The sequence below is a fragment of the Goodfellowiella coeruleoviolacea genome, from assembly GCF_024171785.1.
Classification (GTDB): Bacteria; Actinomycetota; Actinomycetes; order Mycobacteriales; family Pseudonocardiaceae; genus Goodfellowiella; species Goodfellowiella coeruleoviolacea.
The window spans coordinates 49,426-72,052 of the sequence record NZ_JAMTCK010000006.1 but is presented as its reverse complement, the minus strand read 5'-3'; the positions used below and the strand labels follow the sequence as shown (position 1 = coordinate 72,052).

Annotated in this window: 24 protein-coding genes; 20 read left to right on the top strand and 4 right to left on the bottom strand. The window is 71.5% G+C overall.

Going from position 1 to position 22,627, the window contains the following annotated elements; translation table 11 throughout:
- Positions 1-296: 296 nt before the first annotated feature.
- Together LX83_RS14125 and LX83_RS14120 are read right to left on the bottom strand one after the other, a co-directional pair.
- Positions 297-482: a DUF397 domain-containing protein gene (locus LX83_RS14125; RefSeq protein WP_253771328.1), complete on the bottom strand. Its 186-nt coding sequence runs from the start codon at positions 480-482 to the stop codon at positions 297-299.
- 23 nt (positions 483-505) lie between these two features.
- Complete coding sequence (locus LX83_RS14120) at positions 506-1,387, bottom strand: Scr1 family TA system antitoxin-like transcriptional regulator (RefSeq protein WP_301328240.1); 882 nt, start codon at positions 1,385-1,387, stop codon at positions 506-508.
- A gap of 136 nt (positions 1,388-1,523) precedes the next feature.
- Between LX83_RS14120 and LX83_RS14115 the strand changes: the two genes are divergently transcribed.
- Positions 1,524-1,805, top strand: a complete 282-nt coding sequence (locus tag LX83_RS14115) for a hypothetical protein (RefSeq protein WP_253771323.1) — start codon at positions 1,524-1,526, stop codon at positions 1,803-1,805.
- A gap of 18 nt (positions 1,806-1,823) precedes the next feature.
- Here the strand turns inward: LX83_RS14115 and LX83_RS14110 are convergent, their stop codons facing one another.
- On the bottom strand, positions 1,824-3,062 hold the full coding sequence (locus LX83_RS14110; RefSeq protein WP_253771321.1) for an isochorismate synthase: 1,239 nt from the start codon (positions 3,060-3,062) through the stop codon (positions 1,824-1,826).
- 63 nt (positions 3,063-3,125) lie between these two features.
- Between LX83_RS14110 and LX83_RS14105 the strand changes: the two genes are divergently transcribed.
- From LX83_RS14105 to paaE, 6 genes are all read left to right on the top strand, one after another.
- Complete coding sequence (locus LX83_RS14105) at positions 3,126-3,692, top strand: DUF3592 domain-containing protein (protein WP_308203972.1); 567 nt, start codon at positions 3,126-3,128, stop codon at positions 3,690-3,692.
- A 179-nt stretch (positions 3,693-3,871) separates the two neighbouring features.
- Positions 3,872-4,858, top strand: a complete 987-nt coding sequence (gene paaA / locus LX83_RS14100; protein ID WP_407649586.1) for a 1,2-phenylacetyl-CoA epoxidase subunit PaaA — start codon at positions 3,872-3,874, stop codon at positions 4,856-4,858.
- Positions 4,855-5,169 carry a 1,2-phenylacetyl-CoA epoxidase subunit PaaB gene (gene paaB / locus LX83_RS14095; protein ID WP_253771319.1) on the top strand — a complete coding sequence of 105 codons (315 nt, stop codon included), beginning with the start codon at positions 4,855-4,857 and terminating at the stop codon, positions 5,167-5,169. The genes paaA and paaB overlap by 4 nt, the downstream gene beginning before the upstream one ends.
- A gap of 19 nt (positions 5,170-5,188) precedes the next feature.
- Positions 5,189-6,100 (top strand): 1,2-phenylacetyl-CoA epoxidase subunit PaaC, encoded by a 912-nt coding sequence (gene paaC, locus LX83_RS14090; protein WP_253771317.1) that lies wholly within the window; start codon positions 5,189-5,191, stop codon positions 6,098-6,100.
- 62 nt (positions 6,101-6,162) lie between these two features.
- Entirely contained in the window at positions 6,163-6,657 is a 495-nt protein-coding gene (gene paaD / locus LX83_RS14085) for a 1,2-phenylacetyl-CoA epoxidase subunit PaaD (protein WP_253771998.1), read from the top strand.
- Between the two features lie 2 nt (positions 6,658-6,659).
- Positions 6,660-7,772, top strand: coding sequence for a 1,2-phenylacetyl-CoA epoxidase subunit PaaE (paaE, locus tag LX83_RS14080; protein WP_253771315.1), 1,113 nt, complete (start codon positions 6,660-6,662; stop codon positions 7,770-7,772).
- A gap of 126 nt (positions 7,773-7,898) precedes the next feature.
- Here paaE and LX83_RS14075 read toward each other — a convergent pair whose 3' ends face one another.
- Positions 7,899-8,795, bottom strand: a complete 897-nt coding sequence (locus LX83_RS14075) for an inositol monophosphatase family protein (RefSeq protein WP_253771313.1) — start codon at positions 8,793-8,795, stop codon at positions 7,899-7,901.
- A gap of 265 nt (positions 8,796-9,060) precedes the next feature.
- Between LX83_RS14075 and LX83_RS14070 the strand changes: the two genes are divergently transcribed.
- The 13 genes from LX83_RS14070 (at position 9,061) to nuoK (ending at position 22,614) form a co-directional block, all read left to right on the top strand.
- Positions 9,061-9,786, top strand: a complete 726-nt coding sequence (locus LX83_RS14070; protein ID WP_253771311.1) for a demethylmenaquinone methyltransferase — start codon at positions 9,061-9,063, stop codon at positions 9,784-9,786.
- Positions 9,787-9,877: 91 nt separating this feature from the next.
- The gene (locus LX83_RS14065) at positions 9,878-11,173 is read left to right on the top strand and encodes a geranylgeranyl reductase family protein (RefSeq protein ID WP_253771308.1); all 1,296 of its coding nucleotides are present in this window, start codon (positions 9,878-9,880) and stop codon (positions 11,171-11,173) included.
- 492 nt (positions 11,174-11,665) lie between these two features.
- Positions 11,666-12,031 (top strand): NADH-quinone oxidoreductase subunit A, encoded by a 366-nt coding sequence (locus LX83_RS14060; RefSeq protein WP_308203971.1) that lies wholly within the window; start codon positions 11,666-11,668, stop codon positions 12,029-12,031.
- Positions 12,032-12,065: 34 nt separating this feature from the next.
- Complete coding sequence (locus tag LX83_RS14055) at positions 12,066-12,626, top strand: NuoB/complex I 20 kDa subunit family protein (RefSeq protein ID WP_253771306.1); 561 nt, start codon at positions 12,066-12,068, stop codon at positions 12,624-12,626.
- Positions 12,627-12,631: 5 nt separating this feature from the next.
- A complete protein-coding gene (locus tag LX83_RS14050; RefSeq protein ID WP_253771304.1) occupies positions 12,632-13,426 on the top strand; it encodes an NADH-quinone oxidoreductase subunit C in 795 nt (264 codons plus the stop codon).
- Complete coding sequence (locus LX83_RS14045; protein WP_253771302.1) at positions 13,423-14,865, top strand: NADH-quinone oxidoreductase subunit D; 1,443 nt, start codon at positions 13,423-13,425, stop codon at positions 14,863-14,865. The genes LX83_RS14050 and LX83_RS14045 overlap by 4 nt, the downstream gene beginning before the upstream one ends.
- On the top strand, positions 14,862-15,644 hold the full coding sequence (gene nuoE, locus LX83_RS14040) for an NADH-quinone oxidoreductase subunit NuoE (RefSeq protein ID WP_407649559.1): 783 nt from the start codon (positions 14,862-14,864) through the stop codon (positions 15,642-15,644). The genes LX83_RS14045 and nuoE overlap by 4 nt, the downstream gene beginning before the upstream one ends.
- A 13-nt stretch (positions 15,645-15,657) precedes the next feature.
- Positions 15,658-16,992, top strand: coding sequence for an NADH-quinone oxidoreductase subunit NuoF (nuoF, locus tag LX83_RS14035; RefSeq protein WP_253771300.1), 1,335 nt, complete (start codon positions 15,658-15,660; stop codon positions 16,990-16,992).
- The gene (locus tag LX83_RS14030; protein ID WP_253771298.1) at positions 16,989-19,529 is read left to right on the top strand and encodes an NADH-quinone oxidoreductase subunit G; all 2,541 of its coding nucleotides are present in this window, start codon (positions 16,989-16,991) and stop codon (positions 19,527-19,529) included. Before nuoF ends, LX83_RS14030 begins: the two co-directional genes overlap by 4 nt.
- Positions 19,526-20,872, top strand: coding sequence for an NADH-quinone oxidoreductase subunit NuoH (gene nuoH / locus LX83_RS14025; protein WP_253771296.1), 1,347 nt, complete (start codon positions 19,526-19,528; stop codon positions 20,870-20,872). The genes LX83_RS14030 and nuoH overlap by 4 nt, the downstream gene beginning before the upstream one ends.
- Positions 20,859-21,425, top strand: coding sequence for an NADH-quinone oxidoreductase subunit NuoI (gene nuoI / locus LX83_RS14020; protein ID WP_253771294.1), 567 nt, complete (start codon positions 20,859-20,861; stop codon positions 21,423-21,425). Before nuoH ends, nuoI begins: the two co-directional genes overlap by 14 nt.
- Positions 21,422-22,318, top strand: coding sequence for an NADH-quinone oxidoreductase subunit J (locus tag LX83_RS14015; RefSeq protein WP_253771292.1), 897 nt, complete (start codon positions 21,422-21,424; stop codon positions 22,316-22,318). Before nuoI ends, LX83_RS14015 begins: the two co-directional genes overlap by 4 nt.
- The gene (gene nuoK, locus LX83_RS14010) at positions 22,315-22,614 is read left to right on the top strand and encodes an NADH-quinone oxidoreductase subunit NuoK (RefSeq protein ID WP_253771290.1); all 300 of its coding nucleotides are present in this window, start codon (positions 22,315-22,317) and stop codon (positions 22,612-22,614) included. Before LX83_RS14015 ends, nuoK begins: the two co-directional genes overlap by 4 nt.
- Positions 22,615-22,627: the final 13 nt, after the last annotated feature.

Genomic DNA, 22,627 nt, shown 5'->3' with positions numbered 1-22,627 from the left:
ACGGCCTACCCGCAGGCAGGCCTACTCGCATCCCCACCACCAGCCACGTCAACGTCCGGTACCGGTTCCGTTGCCGGCAGCGACGCCAGGCAACCCCCCACCCTCCCGGGGGCGGCCCCAGGGCCAGTCTATCCGCCCCCACCTGCGAAAACATCACTCCAGGGGTGCGCTGTGGACAACCCCGAGGGGTGTGGATAACCCGATGCACGATCAGGTGAAATTCGGGGGAGTGGACGAAACCCGTGGTACACGCGCACGCGTCAAGCGGCTACCCGCACATCGCCGTCGCCACCCGGTCACGCGCGCACGGAGTGGAGGAAGGCCGACCACTGGGCGGCTGGGAAGGCGAGCACGCCAGCCCCCGGGTTCTTGGAGTCGCGGACCGCAACCGCCGGCCCCACAACGGCCACCTCGACGCAGGCCCCCTTGTTGCCCCCGTTGCTGCGGCTGCTCTTCCGCCACACGTACCCAGAACTATCCATAGTGGACACTCTGATTCCCTTCTTCACTCGGCCCCATCCCAGTCGGTGAGCACCTGTCTGATGAATGACACCGAGTCCTTCAGGTCCAACGCCTGGTGGCGAAGGTGCTCGTAGGCGACCTTGGCTTCCTGGATCTGGTCGTCGTCCTCGATGTGCAGGGCTGCGGTTGGGTATTCGATGTAGAGCATCTCCTGATCGTCGGGCTCGGGAAAGGCCAGTAGGAGGAAAGTCCCGTTGATGATCGCGTGCGCTTCGGCGGAATCAGGCAGCACTTGCAGGGTGACCGTGGGGAGGCTCGCTACCTCGATCAGGTGCCGCAACTGCTCTCGCATCACCGTGGGGCCGCCGACCGCCCGGCGCAGTGCTGCTTCGTTGATCACACACTCCAGGGACAACGGGTTGTCCTCGTCAGTCAGTCGGCGTTGCCGGAGCAAGCGGATCGTTATCTCCGTTTGAATCTCCTGCGGGCTGCGCTGCAGCCAGTGGGAGTTGAACAGCTCCCGCATGTACGACTCAATCTGCAGGAGGCCGGGCAGATTGAGCAGCGTCACCTCCCGAGCCAGATGCGCCTCGCTCTCCAGGGCGACGTAGCCCTGGTCCTTCATCCCGTAAGCCACCCACCATCCGGGTTTCAGTGCGTACCTGGCCTGATCGAGCAGGTCGGGGTCGTACTGGTCGTACAGGTCCATCATCGAACGCACCAGGTGCACGTCGGCCCTGGTCTCGCCAGCCTCGATGCGTTGCAGGGCACTGCGCGTCTTGTCCAACCGAGCTGCCGCTTCGTCCAACGTGAACTTCGCCTGTTCACGCATGAGCCGCAGTCGACGCCCCAGCCGGCGGCGACGGAATGGTGGATGAGGCTTGGTCACGGATTCACCCCCGAATGCTGCTGACCGCTCCGCCATGATCGCAGTGGGAATCGCGCGACTGGGAAACCCACAAGTGGGAATCCCACTCCCACGCGGCCCACTCGTGGTTTTCCCATTCGGATCATCTGTTCGCGGAGCACTCGCATCCCTTGACCACGAGTGGAGGCACATCGTGCGAACGCGGCACTTCTGGCTGGTCAGCGCCGAGGACGAGAACCAGATCTTCGCCATCGGCATGGAGATCACCCACGACGACGACCAGGAGGCGGTGATCTTCCGGCGTGACCCGCTGACCAGGCGGACGATCTTCGGGGTGCACGAGTCAGCGGCCCAGGCGTTGAACCGCTACGGCACGATGCTGCCGATGAAGCTGGTGTGGCAGGACTGCGGCAACGACCACCGCTGCCTCAGCGGTTTGCCCGCGGACGCCCTTGCCCGGGGCGACCACGGCTGAGCAGCGCGTCCCCGTGGGTCAGGCCCGGTCGGCGCCTTCCAGGGCCTGGCGGATCGGGACCAGTTTGGCCTCGGCCTCGCGCACCTCGCGGTCCGGGTCGGAATCCGCGACCACGCCGCAGCCGGCGAACAGGCGGGCCACCGGCCCGGTCACCTGGGCGCAGCGCAGGGCCACCCCGAACTCGCCGTCGCCGTCACCGCCGATCCAGCCGACCGGGCCGGCGTAACGCCCCCGGTCCATCCCCTCCAGCTCGCTGATCAGCGGCACCGCCACGTTCGTGGGGGTGCCGCCCACCGCCGCGGTGGGGTGCACCGCCTCGGCCAGCTGGAACAGGGAGAAGTCGTCGGCCAGCCGCCCGGAGACGTCGCTGACCAGGTGCGACACATTGGGCAGGCGCAGCACACCCGGCTGGGCCGGCACCGACAGGGTCGAGCAGAACGGCCGCAGCGCGTCGGCGAGCGAGCCGATCGCGTAGGCGTGTTCGCGCTGGTCCTTGGCGGAACCGAGCAGGGTCGCCGCCAGTTCGTGGTCCGCCTCACCGGCCGAGCCCGGCCAGATCGTGCCGGCCAGCAGGCGGGAGGTCACGGTCGCGCCGGTCTTGCGCAGCAGCAGTTCGGGTGTGGCCCCGACCAGCCCGTCCACCGCGTACGCCCAGCAGCTCGGGTACTTCGCGGCCAGCCCGGACAGCAGGAACCTCGGGTCGATCGGCTCCGCCGCGGTGGCCACCAGGTCGTGGGCGAGCACGATCTTGGCCAGCTCCCCGGCCCGCATCCGGCGCACCGCCGTGCGCACGGCCGCGCGGTAGCCGGACACGGACAGCTCGCCATCGGTGTAGCGCACGTCCACCGGCCGGCGCACCGGCAGCGGCGTGGTCGGCTCCAGCGCGCCGCCGAGTTCGGTGATCCAGCAGGTGCCGCCGCGTCTGCCGACCACGACCCTGGGGACCACCAGCACGGACGGGCTGGGGCCGTCCGCGAACGACATGCTGACGAATGCCACCGGACCGGTGCCGGGCAACCCGACGTCGTCCCGCACGTCCAGGTCGGCGACGAACTCCCGCCACCACCGCTCGGCCTCGGCGAACCGGTCCGGGCCGGAGATCTCGAACCGGGCCAGCTCACCCCAGCCGACCAGCCCGTCACCCTCCCTGACCCAGGCCAGCGCCCCATCCGGGGCCGGTAACTGGTCGAGCAGGTGGTTGACCCGCACCGGGCGGGTACGCACGCTCAACTGGACGGCGGGGATGGTGGTTGCCACCCTGCGAGGGTAGGAGCAGCGGCCTGAGAAGCGCGCGACGGCTCCGCCCGTAGACTCCGGTTTGTGGCGGATGACGCAGTGCTGGTCGAGGCCGGGCTGGTCGGGTCCGACCCCGGGACGCCTCGGACCGGTGCGGCGGCTGCCGAGGCCTGCCGGCCCACCGGGCGAGCCGGACGGGAACCAGGGCGGGGACCGGGCCGGGGACGGCGGGTGGCCAGCTGGGTGCTGCTGGTCATCGCGATGCTGGTGACCCTGGAAGGCGGGGTGGTCCTCACCGCCTGCTGGTGGGACGACATCGCCATCAACAACCACCTCACGCGCACCACGGCCGTGGTCGAGTCGGTGACGTTCAACCGCACGGTGATCCGGTTCACCAGCCCGGAGGGGGTCGAGTACCGACCGTCACAGGGCGTGCTCTACCCGCGCGGGCTGGAAGAGGGGCAGATGGTCCGCATCGAGTACGACGCGGACAACCCCGAACTGGCCAGGGTGGCCGGCCGCACGGCCGCGCTCGCCCTGCTGCCGGTGGGCACCACCCTGCTGGGCGTGTGGCTGGTGGCTGGCGCGCTGCTGTGGTGGCTGCGCCGGCCCGGCATGCCCAGGACGGCCAGGGCTGCCCAGACCCCTTGATCGCGATGTGACAGTTCTCTCCGCAAACGCCGTTCACGTGTAACATCGGTCTCGGTGGAGCCGGCCGATGGAGGTGGGCGTTGACCGAGCAGAACCCTTCTGATCAGGGAATTTCCCCGCAGGACCAGCGGGACCAGCGGGGCCAGCAGGGCCGGCACGACCAGCAGGACCAGCACGCGTTGGCCGCGTTGGAACAGCGGTTCGCCCGGACCATCGCCGCGGACCACCGCATCGAGCCCAGGGACTGGATGCCCGACGCGTACCGCCGCACGCTGATCCGGCAGATCGCCCAGCACGCGCACTCCGAGATCATCGGCATGCAGCCGGAGGGCAACTGGATCAGCCGGGCGCCCAGCCTGCGCCGCAAGGCCATCCTGCTGGCCAAGGTCCAGGACGAGGCCGGGCACGGCCTCTACCTGTACGCGGCCACCGAGACGCTGGGCGCCGACCGCGCGGACCTGACCCGCAAGCTCATCGAGGGCCGGCAGCGCTACTCGTCGATCTTCAACTACCCCACGCTCACCTTCGCCGACGTGGGCGTGATCGGCTGGCTGGTGGACGGCGCGGCCATCTGCAACCAGGTGCCGCTGTGCCGCACCTCCTACGGCCCCTACGCCCGGGCGATGATCCGGATCTGCAAGGAGGAGTCGTTCCACCAGCGCCAGGGCTACGAGCTGCTGCTGACCATGATGTCCGGCACCGAGCAGCAGCGCCGCATGGTGCAGGAGGCGACCGACCGGTGGTGGTGGCCGGCGCTGATGATGTTCGGCCCGCCCGACGCCGACTCGCCCAACACCGCCCAGTCCATGGCGTGGCGGATCAAGCGGGACACCAACGACGAGCTGCGGCAGAAGTTCGTGGACATGACCGTGCCGCAGGCCGAGAAGCTCGGCGTCACCCTGCCCGACCCGGAGCTGCGGTGGAACCCGGAACGCGGCCACTACGACTTCGGCACGCCGGACTGGGCCGAGTTCAAGCAGGTGCTCGCCGGCAACGGGCCGTGCAACGCGCAGCGCCTGGCCCACCGGCGCAGGGCCCACGAGGACGGCGCCTGGGTGCGCGAGGCGGCGTCCGCGTACGCGGCCAAGCAGGCGGCCAGGGCAGCAGCACGAGCGCAGACCCCGGCAGCAGCGCGGGAACAGCGGGAACGGGCAGGTGTGGCATGAGTGGTGACGGTGGTGGCACTGGCGCGCCGGCCCGGGGCTGGCCGCTCTACGAGGTGTTCGTCCGGGGCAAGCGCGGCCTCAACCACGTGCACGTGGGCTCGCTGCACGCGCCCGACGCGGACATGGCCCTGCGCAACGCCCGCGACCTGTACACCAGGCGCAACGAGGGCGTGAGCATCTGGGTGGTGCCGGCCGAGGCCATCACCGCGTCCAGCCCGGACGAGAAGGACCCGTTCTTCGCGCCGGCCGGCGACAAGGTGTACCGGCACCCCACCTTCTACGCCATTCCCGATGATGTGCCCCACCTGTGAGGACGGCGGAGGCGAGGCGATGGACAACCAGGACGGCAGCGTCTACGCGGTACTGGGGGAGCAGACCGACGAGGACGGCCGGTGGGCGTTCGGCACCGGGTTCCACGACCCGCTGTCCGGAGTGGACAGAGCGGTGCCCGCCGGCGTGGACCGGGCGGACCTGGCGGCCTACTGCCTGATGCTCGGTGACGACGCCCTGGTGCTCAGCCAGCGGCTGGCCGAGTGGTGCTCGCGCGCGCCCGAGCTGGAAGAGGACGTGGCCATGGCCAACATCGCCCTCGACCTGCTCGGCCAGGCCCGACTGCTGCTGACCAGGGCGGGTGAGGTCGAGGGGGCCGGACGCGACGAGGACGCGCTGGCCTACTTCCGGGACGAGCACGAGTTCCGCAACGTCCGACTGGCCGAGATCGACTGCGGGCCGGGCCCCGGCGGGGACTTCGCCACCACCATCGCCCGGCTGCTGGTGTTCTCGTCGTGGCGGCTGGCGCTGTTCTCCCGGCTCGCCGCCGGCAGTGCCGATCCGGTGCTGGCCGCCGTGGCCGCCAAGGGCGTCAAGGAGCTGGCCTACCACCGGGACCACGCCGCCCAGTGGACGCTGCGGCTCGGCGACGGCACCGAGCACTCGCACGCGCGCATGCGCGCCGGGCTGGACCGGGTGTGGCCGTTCGTGGACGAGCTGTTCACCCCGCACGAGGTCGAGCAACGCCTTGCCGGGCAGGGGATCGCGGTCGACCCGGCCGAGTTGAGGTCCGAAGTGGACGGTGTGCTGGACGTGGTGCTGGACCGGGCCGGGCTGAGTCGGCCGGCGCTGCCGGGCCTGCCGGGGCCGGCGGGGCGGCTCGGCCGGGACGGCGTGCACACCGAGGCCATGGGCTACCTGCTGGCGGAGTTGCAGCACCTGGCCCGCGCCATGCCGGGGGCGAGATGGTGACCGCGGGACGGCCCGAGGGGCTGGCGGGTCAGCCGGCGGGGCAGCCCGCCCCGGAGTCCACTGTGGACGATGTGTGGCGGGTCGCCGGGCAGGTGCGCGACCCGGAGCTGCCCGTGCTCACCCTGGCCGACCTGGGTGTGCTGCGCGACGTGCGGGTGACCGGTGACGGCCGGGTGGCGGTGACCATCACGCCGACCTACTCGGGCTGCCCGGCCCTGGACGAGATGCGCGCGGACCTGCGGGCCAGCCTGGTGCGCGCCGGCTACCGCGATGTTGACGTGCGGGTCGTGCTGCACCCGCCGTGGACCACGGACTGGATCAGCGAGCGGGGCCGGCGGGCCCTGGCCGAGCACGGCATCGCCCCGCCAGGGCGCGTCGGCCCCCGGCCGGCCGGTCCGGTGCCGCTGAACCTGGCGCCGCCCTCGGCGGTGGTGCGCTGCCCCCGGTGCGGATCGCCCCGCACCACCGAGCTGTCCCGGTTCGGCGCGACCGCGTGCAAGGCGCTGCGCCGCTGCGCGGACTGCCGAGAACCCTTCGAGCACCTCAAGGAAATCTAGGCATGACAGTCGCGGTGGCGCCCAGCAACACCTCCCGTCGAGCCGCCTTCCACCCGCTCACCGTGGCCCGGGTGGACCAGCTGTGCGTGGACGCGGTCGCGGTCACCTTCGCGGTGCCGCCGGAGCTGGCCGAGACGTTCGCGTTCCGCGCCGGCCAGTACCTGACCCTGCGCCAGGACGTGGCCGGCCGGGAGGAGCGGCGCTCGTACTCGATCTGCGCGCCCGAGGGCCAGCCGCCCCGGATCGGGGTGCGCCGGGTGGCCGGCGGCCTGTTCTCCGAGCGGCTGCTGGCCGGCGTGCGGCCCGGTGACGTGCTGGACGTGCTGCCGCCGCTGGGCGGGTTCACCCCGGACCCGGCCATCCCGGCCCACCACGGGTTCGTCGCGGCCGGGTCGGGCATCACGCCGGTGCTGTCCATGGCCGCCACCGTGCTGGCCGGCCACCCGGACAGCACGGTCACGGTGCTCTACGGCAACCGGCGCAGCGACACGGTGATGTTCGCCGAGGAGCTGGCCGACCTCAAGGACGCCCACCCGGCGCGCACCCAGCTGGTGCACGTGCTGTCCCGGGAGCCCAGGGACGTGGAGCTGTTCTCCGGCCGGCTCGACGCCGACCGGCTGCGCCGGCTGTTCGCCACCGTGGTGCCGGCCGACGAGATCGACCAGTGGTGGCTGTGCGGGCCGCTGGGGCTGGTCCGCGACGCCCAGCGGGTGCTGGCCGAGCGCGGGGTGCCGGCGGAGGCGGTGCACCAGGAGCTGTTCTACGTGGACGAGCCGCCACCGGAGCCGGCGCGCCCGGCCGAGGACGGGGCGGCCGGCGGATCCGGTGCGGCCGGGCCGGTGAGCACGGTGACCGTGCGGCTGGACGGCCGGGAGACCGTGCTCCGGCTGCCCAGGGACACCCCGATCCTGGACGCGGCCCAGCGGGTGCGCGCCGACCTGCCGTTCGCCTGCAAGGGCGGGGTGTGCGGCACCTGCCGCGCCCGGGTGCTGGCCGGCGAGGTGCGCATGCGCCGCAACTACGCGCTGGACCAGCGGGAACTCGACGCCGGTTTCGTGCTGACCTGCCAGGCCCTGCCCCGCACCGACCACGTCACCATCGACTACGACGCGTGATCAAAACTCCCCCCACCCCGCGCGAGTCGACTTTGCAAACCCCCCGAGTTGACATTTCAGGCAGGGCCATGTGGGTGACAGGGCCGGGGTGGACAGGACTGGGGTGGACAGGGCCGGGTCCAGCCCTCACCCGGTCGCCGAGCGCCACCAGTCGAGCACGTCCCGCGCGGCACTGGGCGCGGCCACCAGCAGCCCGTCCACGGGCAGCGGCGCGGGGTGGCCGCTCCGGTCCAGCACCACCGCGCCGGACTCCGCGGCCAGGGCCAGCGCGCCGGCCACGTCCCACTCGCGGTAGTCGTGCAGCACCGCGGCCACGGCGTGGCCCAGCGCCACCTGGGCCACGGACAGCGCGGCCGAACCGAGCACCCGCACGGTGGTGCGCGCGCCCGCGGCCGTGCCGATGAACGTGCCCAGCCCCGGCCACGACCCGCTGCGGCCCAGCTCGGTGCACACGATCGCCCCGTCGGCGGTGCCCCGGTCGGTCAGCCGGACCGGCGTGCCGTTGGCCCGCATGCCCCGGCCGCGCGCGGCCGCGTAGATCTGCGCCCGGTACGGGTCGGCCACCACGCCGACCACCGGCCCCCACTGGTCGACCAGGGCCAGGCTGTAGGCGCACCACGGCATGCCGGCCACGTAGTTGGTGGTGCCGTCCACCGGGTCGACCAGCCAGCGGTAGGCCGCGGCCGACTCGGACTCGGACTCCGGCTCGGCCCCGGGCCCGACGGGCTGCCCGGCCGGGGACGGCTCGAAGGCGGTGTCCGGGAACCGGGCGTTCTCGCAGACCACCGGGATGCCGGGGAACTCGCTGACCAGCACCCGGCGGGTGTGCAGCTCCAGGGTGCGGGCGGTGTCGGTCACCCAGTCGAACGGCGAGTCGCCGGTGTCGGGTTTGCCGCCACGTCCTGCCGTGGCCGTGATGACGTCGGCCGCGTCGTTGGCCAGTCGGCCGGCCACCTCCAGGGCCAGCGACAGCAGACCCGGTGGTGCGGGTCGAACGGTGCGGGAGGACAGCGCGGGGGTCATGCCGCACAAGCGTCACCTCAGCTGGTGACCGCGACGCGACCGGCAGGTGACGGCTGGACGATAACCAGGTCAAGAGTGTGCGCGAGCGGCCGAACGGGGTTGACGGACCGGGCGGGAACGATCACATCGGACCAGCCGGGTAGGCCGTTCGGGGCAGTCGGGCGTGGTCGCCGATGGAGTGGGTCGTTCACTCCTTGGTCGCAAAGGTGTTCGAGCGATGTCACTCCCCGTGACCTCGCCGGGGGTGGAGGCATAGGCTGCGGCCATGTCACGTGCCGGCCTGGACAAGGACCCCCACGAAGTTGCCGAGATGTTCGACGGTGTGGCCAGGGGCTACGACCGGACGAACTCGGTGATGACGCTGGGTTTTGATCGGCGTTGGCGGGAGATGACCCGCCGGGTGCTCGACCTGCGGCCGGGCGAGCGGGTGCTGGACCTGGCCGCCGGCACCGGCGTGTCCACGGTCGAGTTCGCCGCGTCGGGCGCCTGGTGCGTGGCCGCCGACTTCTCCCTGGGCATGCTGCGGCAGGGACGGCGGCGACGCAACCGCCGGGGCGTGCCCATGGTGGCGGCGGACGCGCTGCGGCTGCCCTTCGCCGACGAGTCGTTCGACGCGGTCACGGTGTCCTTCGGGCTGCGCAACTTCCAGAGCACGGTGGTCGCGCTGCGGGAGATGGCCCGGGTGGTCAAGCCGGGTGGCCGGCTGGTCATCTGCGAGCTGTCCACGCCCACCTGGCGGCCGTTCCGCGCGCTCTACACCAACGTGCTGCTGCGCGCGCTGCCGGTGGTCGCCAGCAAGGTCTCCTCCAACCCCGACGCCTACGTGTACCTGACCGAGTCCATCCGGGACTGGTGGAGCCAGCGCGAGCTGGGCGAGCTGATCGCCGAGTCCGGCTGGGACGACGTCGCCTGGATGAACCTGACCTTCGGGTTCGCCGCGATCCACCGGGCGGTCAAGCCGGTCCGGGCGCTCGGCGCGGGCGTGCGCTGAGCCGAGGTCACCGGCCCCGCGCGTGATCCACTCCTAGACTCGGCAGACTCGGCACAACTCAACACCTACCTCGCAACCCAGGGGAGCGCGGATGAGCACGACCAGCCGGCGGAGCAGCGACCAGGACGCGGACGTGATCGTGGTGGGGGCCGGGCCGGCCGGGTCCACGGCCGCGACCTACCTGGCCAGGGCCGGGCTGGACGTGCTGCTGCTGGAGAAGGGCGTGTTCCCGCGCGAGAAGGTGTGCGGCGACGGCCTGACCCCGCGCGGCGTCAAGCAGCTGATCGACCTGGGCATCGACACCCGGCCGGAGGCGGGCTGGCTGCACAACCGGGGCCTGCGCGTGGTCGGCGGTGGTGTGCGGATGGAACTGGACTGGCCGGAGCTGGCCACCTTCCCGCCCTACGGGGTGGTCCGGCCCCGGCAGGACTTCGACGAGCTGCTGGCCCGCACCGCGGTGAAGGCCGGCGCCCGGCTGCGCGAGCACACCACCGTGGTCGGCGCGATCACCGACGAGCGCACCGGCCGGGTGGTGGGGGTGACCGCGCGCGGCGGCGCGGAGCGCACGCCGGTGAGCTTCCGCGCGCCCCTGGTGCTGGGCTGCGACGGGGTGTCCGCGCGGCTGGCGCTGTCGGTGGGCATCGACAAGCGCGACGACCGCCCGATGGGCGTGGCCGTGCGGCGCTACTACACCAGTCCGCGCACGCACGACGACTACCTGGAGTCACACCTGGAGCTGTGGGACCGCAGCGACCCGGCCAACCCGGTGCTGCTGCCCGGCTACGGCTGGATCTTCGGGATGGGCGACGGCACGGTCAACGTGGGCCTTGGCATCCTGTCCACGTCCAAGGCGTTCGGCTCGACCGACTACCGCGCGCTGCTGCGGTCCTGGCTGGACGGCACGCCCGAGGAGTGGGGTTTCCGGGAGGACAACGCGCTGGGCCGGATCGGCGGGGCCGCCCTGCCGATGGGCTTCAACCGCACCCCGCACTACCGGGACGGGCTGCTGCTGGTGGGCGATGCCGGCGGCATGGTGAACCCGTTCAACGGCGAGGGCATCGGTTACGCCATGGAGTCGGCGCGGCTGGCCGCCGAGTGCGTGGTGCAGGCGCTGGCCCGCCCGGACGGGCCGGCCAGGGAGCGGGCGCTGGCCGGCTACCCCGCGGCGCTGCGCGCGGCGCTGGGCAGCTACTACCGGCTGGGCAACATCTTCAGCCGGCTGATCGGCAACCCGGTGGTGATGCGCACGGCCACCCGCTACGGGCTGCCGCGCACCACGCTGATGCGGCTGGTGCTCAAGCTGCTGGCCGGGCTCTACGACGTGCGCGACGGCGACCTGATGGACCGCCTGATCACGTCGGCGACGAAGTTGGCACCCAGCGCCTGAATTGGCAAACGGGTGAATGCATTGGGAATCTAAGTAACACACGGTAAACACCGGCCGGGATGTCGTTCTTGGTCCGGCGAAACGCGGCGGTTTCGTTTCTGGTGTTTTCCGTGGTGATGACGCGTGTGCGTGATCATGTGTGGCCCCTGACACGGGTGGAGTAGGACGTTCGTCACAGTCCTGTTGCTCCGGACGGCCCTGACCGGGTTGGGCTTCGCCGGTCTTTTCCCAGGTCAACAGGGCTGTGTGGGGTGCCTTGGGGGTACTTGGCAGGGGTTTTACACTGAGGGCGTGCCATGTGAAACGGTTCACAACGTCTCGGTATGGCTTGTGAACTGTTTCACAAGCGCATTTTGTTCGGCGAATTGGTTGGTCGCCGGGCAAAAGCGGTTAGTTAGGTCGGCCTAACAAACCGACGAGTGAAGAACACCCCTTAGGGTGCGACCGGATCGCGGCCGGTTGGCCGTGTGGAGAGGAAAGGACGGCGGAACCGTGCTTGATCCCTACGTCCCCCTCGTGCTGATGTTCGTGCTCGCCACGGCCTTTTCCGCGGTCTCGGTGCTCGTCGCGCCGCTCATCGGACCGCGTCGGTACAACCGGGCGAAGCTCGACTCGTACGAGTGCGGCATCGAGCCGTCGCCGCAGCCCATCGTGGGCGGCGGCCGAACCCCGGTCGCGTACTACCTGACGGCGATGCTGTTCATCCTGTTCGACATCGAGATGGTGTTCCTCTACCCGTTCGCGGTCACCGCGGACGCGCTGGGCCTGTTCGGCCTGGTGGAGATCGCGCTGTTCATCGCGACCGTCGGCTTCGCCTACGCCTACGTGTGGCGGCGCGGCGGCCTGGACTGGAACTAGGCGCCGAGGACACGGTGCAGGGAAGGCGATAGCCATGGGTCTGGAAGAGAAGCTTCCCAACGGCATCCTGCTGACCACGGTGGAGAAGCTGGTCAACTGGAGTCGCAAGACCTCCATGTGGCCGGCGACCTTCGGTCTGGCCTGCTGCGCGATCGAGATGATGACGACCGGCGGCTCCCGGTACGACATCGCCCGGTTCGGCATGGAGCGGTTCAGCGCCACGCCCCGGCAGGCCGACCTGATGATCGTGGCCGGCCGGGTCAGCAACAAGATGGCCCCGGTGCTGCGGCAGATCTACGACCAGATGCCGGAGCCGCGCTGGGTGCTGTCGATGGGCGTGTGCGCCTCCTCGGGCGGCATGTTCAACAACTACGCGATCGTGCAGGGCGTCGACCACGTGGTGCCGGTGGACATCTACCTGCCCGGCTGCCCGCCCCGCCCGGAGATGCTGCTCGACGCCATCCTCAAGCTGCACGCCAAGGTCATGGACGAGCCGCTGGGCCCGGCCAGGGCGGCGCTGAAGGCCGAGCGCGGCGAGCGCACCGAGCTGATCCCGTCCTCGGTCCGCTACGCGCCACGCGGCGCGGGGAAGTGAGCGCGATGAGCGAGCCGACCAACACCTCCGGCGCCAGCAAGCCCCAGCCGGGCGAACCGCAGTCCAGTGTGGACCGGCCGGCCGGCGTGGAGCCCAGGCGCGACAACGGCACCGAGCCGGCGCAGGCCAGGGCGGGCCAGCCGCTGGTGGCCGGCAGGGCCAGGCGGGGCATGTTCAACGTGTCCGGCAGCGGCGACACCTCCGGGTTCGGCGGCCTGCGGCTGCCCGCGTACTCGCCGCCGCCGGCCGAGCGGCCCTACGGCGGCTGGTTCGACGAGGTGGCCGACGCGCTGCTGGGCGCGCTGCACGAGCAGGGCCTGCCGGCCGACACCGTCCAGCAGGTCACCGTCGACCGCGGCGAGATCACCTTCTACCTGCGGCGGGAACACCTGGTGGCGGTGTGCCGCACGCTGCGCGACAACCCGGCGCTGCGCTTCGAGCTGTGCAGCTCCGTGTCGGGCGTGGACTACGGCGTGGACGTGCCGCAGCGGCTGCACTCGGTCTACCACCTGACCTCGATGACCTACCGCCGGCGGATCCGGCTGGAGGTCGCCCTCGACATCGACGACCCGCACGTGCCCAGCGTCGTCGAGGTGTACCCCACGGCCGACTGGCAGGAGCGGGAGGCGTGGGACATGTTCGGGATCGTCTACGACGGCCACCCCGCGCTGACCCGCATCCTCATGCCGGACGACTGGGACGGCCACCCCCAGCGCAAGGACTACCCGCTGGGCGGCATCCCGGTCGAGTACAAGGGCGCCGAGATCCCACCGCCCGACCAGCGGAGGTCGTACTCATGAGCACCGACAACCTGTCCGAGACCCGGTTGTCCGACGTCACCACCGGCACCGACACCGGCCCCGGCGGCCTGGCCAGCGAGGAACAGGCCGGCCAGGAGCAGGCCGGCCAGGAGCAGGCCGGCCAGGAGCAGGCCGACTCGTACGCGGGCGTCCGGGAGACCACCGAGGGGCCGGTCTACACGGTCACCGGCGGCGACTGGGACGACGTGCTCGACGACATCAGCCACGACGAGCGCGTGGTGATCAACCTCGGGCCGCAGCACCCGTCCACCCACGGCGTGCTGCGCCTGGTGGTCGAGCTGGAGGGGGAGACCGTCACCCAGGCCCGCTCGGTCATCGGCTACCTGCACACCGGCATCGAGAAGAACTGCGAGTACCGCACCTGGACCCAGGGCGTCACGTTCGTGACGCGGATGGACTACCTGGCGCCGCTGTCCAACGAGGCCGGCTACTGCCTGGCCGTGGAGAAGCTGCTCGGCGTCACCGCGCCGAGGCGGGCCCAGCTGATCCGGATGCTGCTGCTGGAACTCAACCGGATCAGCTCGCACATCGTGTTCCTGGCCACCGGCGGCATGGAGCTGGGCTCCACCACGGCCGCGGCCATCGGGTTCCGCGAGCGCGAGGAAGTGCTGCACCTGCTGGAGTTCATCACCGGCCTGCGGATGAACCACGCGTTCATCCGGCCCGGCGGGGTGGCCCAGGACCTGCCCGAGGGCTACGAGCAGCGGATCCGCGACTTCATCAAGGTCATGGACGAGCGGCTGCCGCTCTACGACAAGCTGTTCACCGGCCAGCCCATCTGGCGCAACCGGCTCAAGGACGTGGGCTACCTGCCGCTGGACGCCTGCCTGGCGCTGGGCGTCACCGGCCCGGTGCTGCGCTCCGCCGGCCTGGCCTGGGACCTGCGCAAGGTCGAGCCGTACCTGGCCTACGACGAGGTCGACTTCGACGTGCCCACCGCCACCGAGGCCGACTGCTTCGCCCGCTACCTGCTGCGGGTGGAGGAGATGCACCAGTCGCTGCGGATCGTCCGCCAGCTGCTGGACATGCTGGAGCCCGGCCCGGTCATGGTCGAGGACGCCAAGATCGCCTGGCCGGCCAAGCTGACCATCGGCCCGGACGGCATGGGCAACTCCCTGGAGCACGTCCGCAAGATCATGGGCCAGTCCATGGAGTCGTTGATCCACCACTTCAAACTGGTCACCGAGGGCTTCTCCGTGCCGCCCGGCCAGGTCTACGTGCCGGTCGAGTCGCCGCGCGGGGAACTCGGCTACCACCTCGTCTCCGACGGCGGCACCCGGCCGCTGCGGGTGCACGTCAGGGAGCCCAGCTTCGTGAACCTCCAGTCGATGCCCGCGATGGCCGAGGGCGGCCTGATCGCCGACCTCATCGCGGCAGTGGCCTCGATCGACCCGGTGATGGGTGGGGTGGACCGATGACCGAAGCGTCCAAAGTAGACGAGATGGGGGTCGGTCAGGGCACCGACACCACCGCGGCCGACCTGACCAGGTTCGACCAGGACACCATCGACAAGGCCCAGCAGATCATCGCCCGGTACCCGAGGTCCCGGTCGGCGCTGCTGCCCATGCTGCACCTGGTGCAGTCGGTGGAGGGCCACGTCAGCCAGGCCGGGGTGGCGTTCTGCGCCGCCCAGCTGGGCCTGTCCACCGCCGAGGTCAGCGCGGTGGCCACCTTCTACACCATGTACAAGCGCCGGCCCTGCGGCGAGCACCTGGTCAGCGTGTGCACCAACACGCTGTGCGCGGCCCTGGGCGGCGACGCCATCTACGCCAGGCTGCGCGAGCACCTGGGCAGCGACGGCCGGCCGCTGGGCCACGAGGAGACCTCGGGCGAGCCCGGCCAGCCCGGCTCGATCACCCTGGAGCACGCCGAGTGCCTGGCCGCCTGCGACCTGGCCCCGGTGCTGCAGGTCAACTACGAGTTCTTCGACAACCAGACGCCCGAGTCCGCGCTGGAGCTGGTCAAGGCGCTGCAGCGGGGTGAGCGGCCGGCACCCACCCGGGGCGCGCCGCTGACCGACTTCCGCCAGGCCGAACTCCAGCTGGCCGGTTTCTTCGAGGGCCGCGAAGCCGACCTGGACGGCCCGTCCGCCGCGGACGAGACCGTGCGCGGCGCCCGGCTGGCCGCCGAGCGCGGCTGGACCGCACCGCCCATGCCCGACGACGCGCAGCTGCCGCCGGTCCCGGAGAAGAAGTGAGGGGAAGGCACTGATGGCCGCAACCGAACAGACCGCCGCCCTCACCCCGGTGCTGACCAAGCGGTGGCTCTCGCCGAAGTCCTGGACGCTGCGCACCTACGAGCAGCTGGAGGGCTACACCGCGCTGCGCACCGCCCTGGCGGCCCACCCCGACCAGCTGATCCAGCTGGTCAAGGACTCCGGGCTGCGCGGGCGCGGCGGCGCCGGCTTCCCCACCGGCATGAAGTGGGGCTTCATCCCGCAGAACGACGGCAAGCCGCACTACCTGGTGATCAACGCCGACGAGGGCGAGCCGGGCACGTGCAAGGACGTGCCGCTGATGATGGCCGACCCGCACTCGCTGATCGAGGGCATCATCATCACCGCCTACGCGATCCGCGCCAACTTCGCCGCCATCTACGTGCGCGGCGAGGTGCTGCACTGCATCCGCCGGCTCAACGCGGCCGTGCGCGAGGCCTACCAGGCCGGCTACCTCGGTAAGAACATCCTGGACAGCGGGTTCGACCTGGACGTGGTGGTGCACGCCGGCGCCGGCGCCTACATCTGCGGCGAGGAGACCGCGCTGCTGGACTCGCTGGAGGGCAAGCGCGGCCAGCCCCGGCTCAAGCCGCCGTTCCCGGCCACCGCCGGCCTGTACGCCTCGCCCACCGTGGTCAACAACGTCGAGACCATCGCCAGCGTGCCCTACATCGTCAACGGCGGGTCCGACTGGTTCCGGTCCATGGGCCGGGACAAGTCGCCCGGCCCGAAGATCTACTCGCTGTCCGGGCACGTCACCCGCCCCGGCCAGTACGAGGCGCCGATGGGCAGCACCCTGCGCGACCTGCTGGAGCTGGCCGGCGGCATGAAGGACGGCATCCCGCTGAAGTTCTGGACGCCGGGCGGCTCGTCCACCCCGCTGTTCACCGCCGAGCACCTGGACGTGCCGCTGGACTTCGAGGGCGCGGCGCAGGCCGGGTCCATGCTGGGCACCACCGCGTTGCAGATCTTCAACGAGACGGTGTCCGTGCCGTGGGCGGTGATGAAGTGGACGCAGTTCTACGAGCACGAGTCCTGCGGCAAGTGCACGCCGTGCCGGGAGGGCACCTACTGGCTGGCGCAGATCCTGGAGCGGATGGTGCGCGGCGAGGGCCGGCCCGAGGACATCGACACGCTGCTGGACGTCTGCGACAACATCTTCGGCCGCTCGTTCTGCGCGCTCGGTGACGGCGCGGTCAGCCCGATCGTCAGCGGCATCAAGTACTTCCGGCACGAGTTCCTGGAACTGTGCGAGACCAACCGGGCCAACCTGGCCGACCGGGCCCAGCAGGCCGAGCAGCGACCGGTACTCGCGGGAGCGAACCAATGACTGTTGCCCCTGAGAAGAGCAGCGCGAACAGCGGTGAGCTGGTGGTCCCCGAGGGCCACGTCAAGCTCACCATCGACGGCGTCGAGGTGGTGGCGCCCAAGGGCGAGCTGCTGATCCGCACGGCCGAGCGGCTGGGCATCGTGGTGCCCCGGTTCTGCGACCACCCCCTGCTCGACCCGGCCGGCGCCTGCCGGCAGTGCCTGGTCGAGGTGGAGATGGGCGGCCGGCCCATGCCCAAGCCGCAGGCGTCCTGCACCATGACCGTGGCCGACGGCATGGTGGTGCGCACCCAGCTCACCTCGCCCGTGGCGGACAAGGCCCAGCAGGGCGTGATGGAGCTGCTGCTCATCAACCACCCGCTGGACTGCCCCATCTGCGACAAGGGCGGCGAGTGCCCGCTGCAGAACCAGGCCATGCGGCACGGCCGCACCGACTCCCGGTTCCGCGACACCAAGCGCACCTTCGCCAAGCCCATCCAGATCACCAGCCAGGTGCTGCTGGACCGGGAGCGCTGCGTGCTCTGCCAGCGGTGCACCCGGTTCGCCAAGCAGATCGCCGGCGACCCGTTCATCGAGCTGCTGGAGCGCGGCGCCGAACAGCAGATCGGCACGCCCAACACGGCCGAGCTGGACGGCGTGGTCGACCACCCCAAGCAGAGCTACTTCTCCGGCAACACCATCCAGATCTGCCCGGTGGGCGCGCTGACCAGCGCCGCCTACCGGTTCCGGTCCCGCCCGTTCGACCTGGTGTCCACCCCGGGCGTGTGCGAGCACTGCGCGTCCGGCTGCGCCCAGCGCACCGACTGGCGGCGCGGCAGGGTGATGCGCCGGCTGGCCGCCGAGGACACCGCGGTCAACGAGGAGTGGAACTGCGACAAGGGCCGGTTCGCGTTCACCTACGCCACCGCGGCCGACCGGCTGCTGCGGCCCAGGGTGCGCGACGCCGAGACCGGGCAGCTGCGCGAGACCTCGTGGACCGAGGCGCTGCGGGTGGCGGCCGAGGGCCTGACCAGGGCGCGCGACGCCCAGGGCGTGGGCGTGCTCACCGGCGGCCGGCTCACCGTCGAGGACGCCTACGCCTACGCCAAGTTCGCCCGGGTGGCGCTGCGCACCAACGACATCGACTTCCGGGCCAGGGCGCACTCCATGGAGGAGATGGACTTCCTGGCCTCCACCGTGGTCGGCACCGGCCCCGACAACGGCGGGGTCAGCTACGCCGACCTGCAGGCCGCGCCGGCCGTGCTGTGCGTGGCCTTCGAGGCCGAGGAGGAGTCGCCCATCGTCTTCCTGCGGCTGCGCAAGGCCGCCCGCGCCGGGAAGACCAGGGTGTTCCACCTGGGCCAGTGGACCACGCCCAGCGTGGAGAAGACCTTCGCCAGCCTGCTGGCCTGCCTGCCCGGCGGGGAGCCGGCCGCACTGGACGCGCTGCCCAGCCACGCCGCCGACGTGACCGAGGCGCTGTCCACGCCCGGCGCGGTGATCCTGGTCGGCGAGCGCGCCGCCGAGGTGATCGGCCTGCACTCGGCCGTGCTGCGGCTGGCCGAGCGCACCGGCGCCAAGGTCGCCTGGATCCCGAGGCGCGCCGGCGAGCGGGGCGCGCTGGACGCCGGCGCCACCCCCATCCTGCTGCCCGGCGGCCGGCTGGTCAGCGACGCCAGGGCGCGCGCCGAGGTGGAGGCGGCCTGGGGCCTGGAACCGGGCAGCCTGCCGGCCGACCCGGGCCGGGACACCAGCGCGATCCTGGCCGCCGCCGCGGACGGCGAGCTGTCCGGCCTGGTGGTGGGCGGCGTCGACCCGGCCGACCTGCCCGACCCGGCGCTGGCGCTCAAGGCGCTGGACCGGGCGGGCTTCGTGGTCAGCCTGGAGCTGCGGGAGAGCGTGGTCACCGAGCACGCCGACGTGGTGCTGCCGATCGCGCCCGCCGTGGAGAAGTCCGGCAGCTACCTGAACTGGGAGGGCCGCCGCCGCGAGTTCCGCACCACCCTGGAGGGCACCGGCGCGCTGTCCGACTGCCGGGTGCTGGACACCCTGGCCGTGGAGATGGACGCCGACCTGTTCACCCAGACCCCGGCCGCCGCCGCCGGTGATTTGGCCCGGCTGGCGCCGGTGCCGCGGATCGCCGGCCGGCCCACCGTGCTCGCCCCGCCCACGCCGCAGCCCCTGGAGTGGGAGCTGGTGCTGGCCAGCTGGCGGCTGCTGCTGGACAACGGGTCGCTGCAGGACGGCGAGCCCGCGCTGGCCGGCACGGCCAAGCCCGCGGTGGCCCGGCTGTCCTCGGCCACCGCCGCCCGGTTCGGCGTCGAGCAGGGCCAGCCGGTGCGGGTGTCCACCGGGCACGGCTCGGTGACCCTGCCGGTGGAGCTGACCGACCTGCCCGACGGAGTGGTGTGGCTGCCAGGCAACTCCGGGACCTGCTCGGTGCGCCGCGACCTGGCCGCCGGCCACGGCTCGCTGGTGGCGCTGGCCCCGGCCGGCCCGACCTCATCAGGGCCGACCCCACCCGGGGCGACTGAGGCGACGCTCGGAGGTAACGCATGACCACCACTGCCGTGCTCGCGCAGGCGCAGCAGCGGCTCAGCAACGCCGAACTGCTCGCCGACGACCCGCTCTGGCTGACCCTGATCAAGGTCGTCGTGCTGTTCATCGTGGTGATGCTGACCCTGGCCCTGCTGGTGTGGGCGGAACGCCGGGTGCTCGGCCGGTTGCAGAACCGGCCCGGCCCCAACCGGGCCGGCCCGTTCGGCATGCTCCAGTCCATCGCGGACGCGCTGAAGCTGAGCCTCAAGGAGGACATCCGGCCGGCCAGGGCGGACAAGTGGGTCTACATCATGGCGCCGATCATCGGCGGCATCCCCCCGTTCCTGGCCATGGCGGTGATGCCGTTCGGCGGCGAGGTCACCATGTTCGGGGTGCAGACCGCGCTGCAGGTGGTCGACCTGCCGGTCGGCGTGCTGGTGGTGCTGGCCTGCTCGTCGGTGGGCGTCTACAGCATCGTGCTGGCCGGCTGGTCGTCCGGCTCGCCCTACCCGCTGCTCGGCGCGCTGCGCTCGGCCGCGCAGGTGATCTCCTACGAGATCGCCATGGGCCTGTCCATCGTGGGCGTGGTGCTGTTCGCCGGGTCGCTGTCCACCGCGGACATCGCCGCCGCGCAGTCGGGCGGCTGGTTCGCCTGGATCCTGCCGATCAGCTTCGTCATCTACCTGATCTCCATGGTCGGTGAGACCAACCGGGCCCCGTTCGACCTGCCCGAGGCCGAGTCCGAGCTGGTCGGTGGCTTCCACACCGAGTACACCTCGCTGAAGTTCCTGATGTTCTTCCTCGCCGAGTACGCCAACATGGTCGTGGTCTCGGCGTTCGCCACCACGCTGTTCCTCGGCGGCGGCGCGGTGCCGTGGCCGCTGTCGGCGATCGCCGACAACGCGCTCAGCTCCGGCTACTGGCCGCTGCTGTGGTTCGGGCTCAAGACCGCGCTGCTGATCTTCGGGTTCATCTGGGCCCGCGCCGCGCTGCCCCGGCTGCGCTACGACCAGTTCATGAAGTTCGGCTGGAAGGTCCTGGTCCCGCTGAACCTGGTGTGGATCGTGGCGGTGACCGCGCTGCGCGTGCTGCGCAACGCCGAGGGCGTCACCAGCGGCCAGCGGATCGTCATCATCGGCGTGGCCGTGGCCGTGCTGGTGCTCGGCAGCCTGCTGCTGCCCGGCCGGCAGGTCGCCGACGAGGAACCCCAGGTGCCGTTGGCCGGCAGCGGCTACCCGCTGCCGCCGCTGGACCTGACCGTGCCCACCCCGCCACGGCAGCGCCGCACCGTGCGCGCGCGGGCCGAGCAACCACGTGAGGCCGTGACCGCGTCCGGGAAGGAGGCTGGCGATGGGAATGCTTGATCCCCTCAAGGGCTTCGGGGTGACCCTGTCCACCATGTTCAAGAAGGTGGCCACCGAGGAGTACCCCGAGGTCAAGAAGGTCACCGCGCCCCGGTACCACGGCCGCCACCAGCTCAACCGGCATCCGGACGGGCTGGAGAAGTGCGTGGGCTGCGAGCTGTGCGCGTGGGCCTGCCCGGCCGACGCGATCTTCGTCGAGGGCGGTGACAACACCGACGAGGAGCGCTACTCGCCCGGCGAGCGCTACGGCAAGGACTACCAGATCAACTACCTGCGCTGCATCGGCTGCGGCCTGTGCATCGAGGCGTGCCCGACCCGCTCGCTGACCATGACCAACGAGTTCGAGCTGGCCGACGACGACCGGCGGCGGCTGATCTACACCAAGGAGCAGCTGCTGGCGCCGCTGCTGCCCGGCATGGAGGCCCCGCCGCACCCGATGCGGCTGGGCGAGAACGAGCAGGACTACTACGTGCACGGCCCCGAGCTGGCCCGCCGGGCCGGGGTGCCCGAGGGCCGGATCGTGGAGACCGGCACCGAGGAGGCGGGGCGATGACCGGCCTGGTGCTGGCCCAGGCCGCGACCGGTGCGGCCGACACCGTGACCACCGGCGAGGCCGTGGCGTTCTGGATCCTCGGTCCGCTCGCCCTGGCCGGCGGACTGGGCATGCTGTTCGCCCGCAACGCCGTGCACTCCGCGCTGTGGCTGGCCATGTCCATGCTCAGCCTCGGCGTGCTCTACATGGTGCAGCAGGCCCCGTTCCTGGGGTTCGTGCAGATCATCGTGTACACCGGCGCGGTCATGATGCTGTTCCTGTTCGTGCTGATGCTGGTCGGCCGGGACAGCTCGGACTCGGTGGTGGAGGTGCTGCGCGGGCAGCGGCTGGCCGCGTCCGTGTTCGGTCTCGGCTTCGGCGTGCTGGTGGTGGCCGCGGTGGCGCGCTCGCTCACCCAGGTCACCCCGGCCGGGCTGAACCAGGTGAACACCACCGGCGGCGGCAACGTCAGCAACATCGGGCGTTCGCTGTTCACCGACTACCTGTTCCCGTTCGAGCTGACCTCGGCGCTGCTGATCACCGCCGCGCTGGGCGCCATGGTGCTGGCGTTCACCGGGCACGACCGCAAGCGCCGCACCCAGCGGGAGACCGTGGTGGCCCGGTTCCGCGGCGAGCACGCCCGGCCCTCGCCGCTGCCCGGCCCCGGCGTGTTCGCCACGGCCAACTCCGTGGCCACGCCCGCGCTGCTGCAGGACGGTTCGGTGGCGCCGGAGTCGCTGTCCGAGATCATCGAGGCCACCGCGGCCGAGCAGCTGGCCGAGGACCTCGCCGAGGTGTCCGGCCGGGTCGCCGGGCCGGACCCGCGCGCGCTGCGCGGCCCGGCCGGCACCGCGACCGCCCCGCCAGGGGCGAGCGCCACCGCCGGCGCCTCGGCCGCGGAGGGAGAGTCATGACCCCGACCTACTACCTGCTGCTGTCCGCGCTGCTGTTCACCATCGGCGCGGTCGGCGTGCTGATCCGGCGCAACGCCATCGTGGTGTTCATGTGCGTCGAGCTGATGCTCAACGCGGTGAACCTCACCCTGGTGACCTTCGCGCGGATCAACGGTGGCCTGGACGGCCAGGTGATGGCGTTCTTCGTGATGGTGGTCGCCGCCGCCGAGGTGGTGGTGGGCCTCGCGATCATCATGTCCATCTTCCGGACGCGTCGCTCGGCCTCGGTCGACGACTCCAACCTGCTCAAGTACTAAGGGGCGTTGGCGT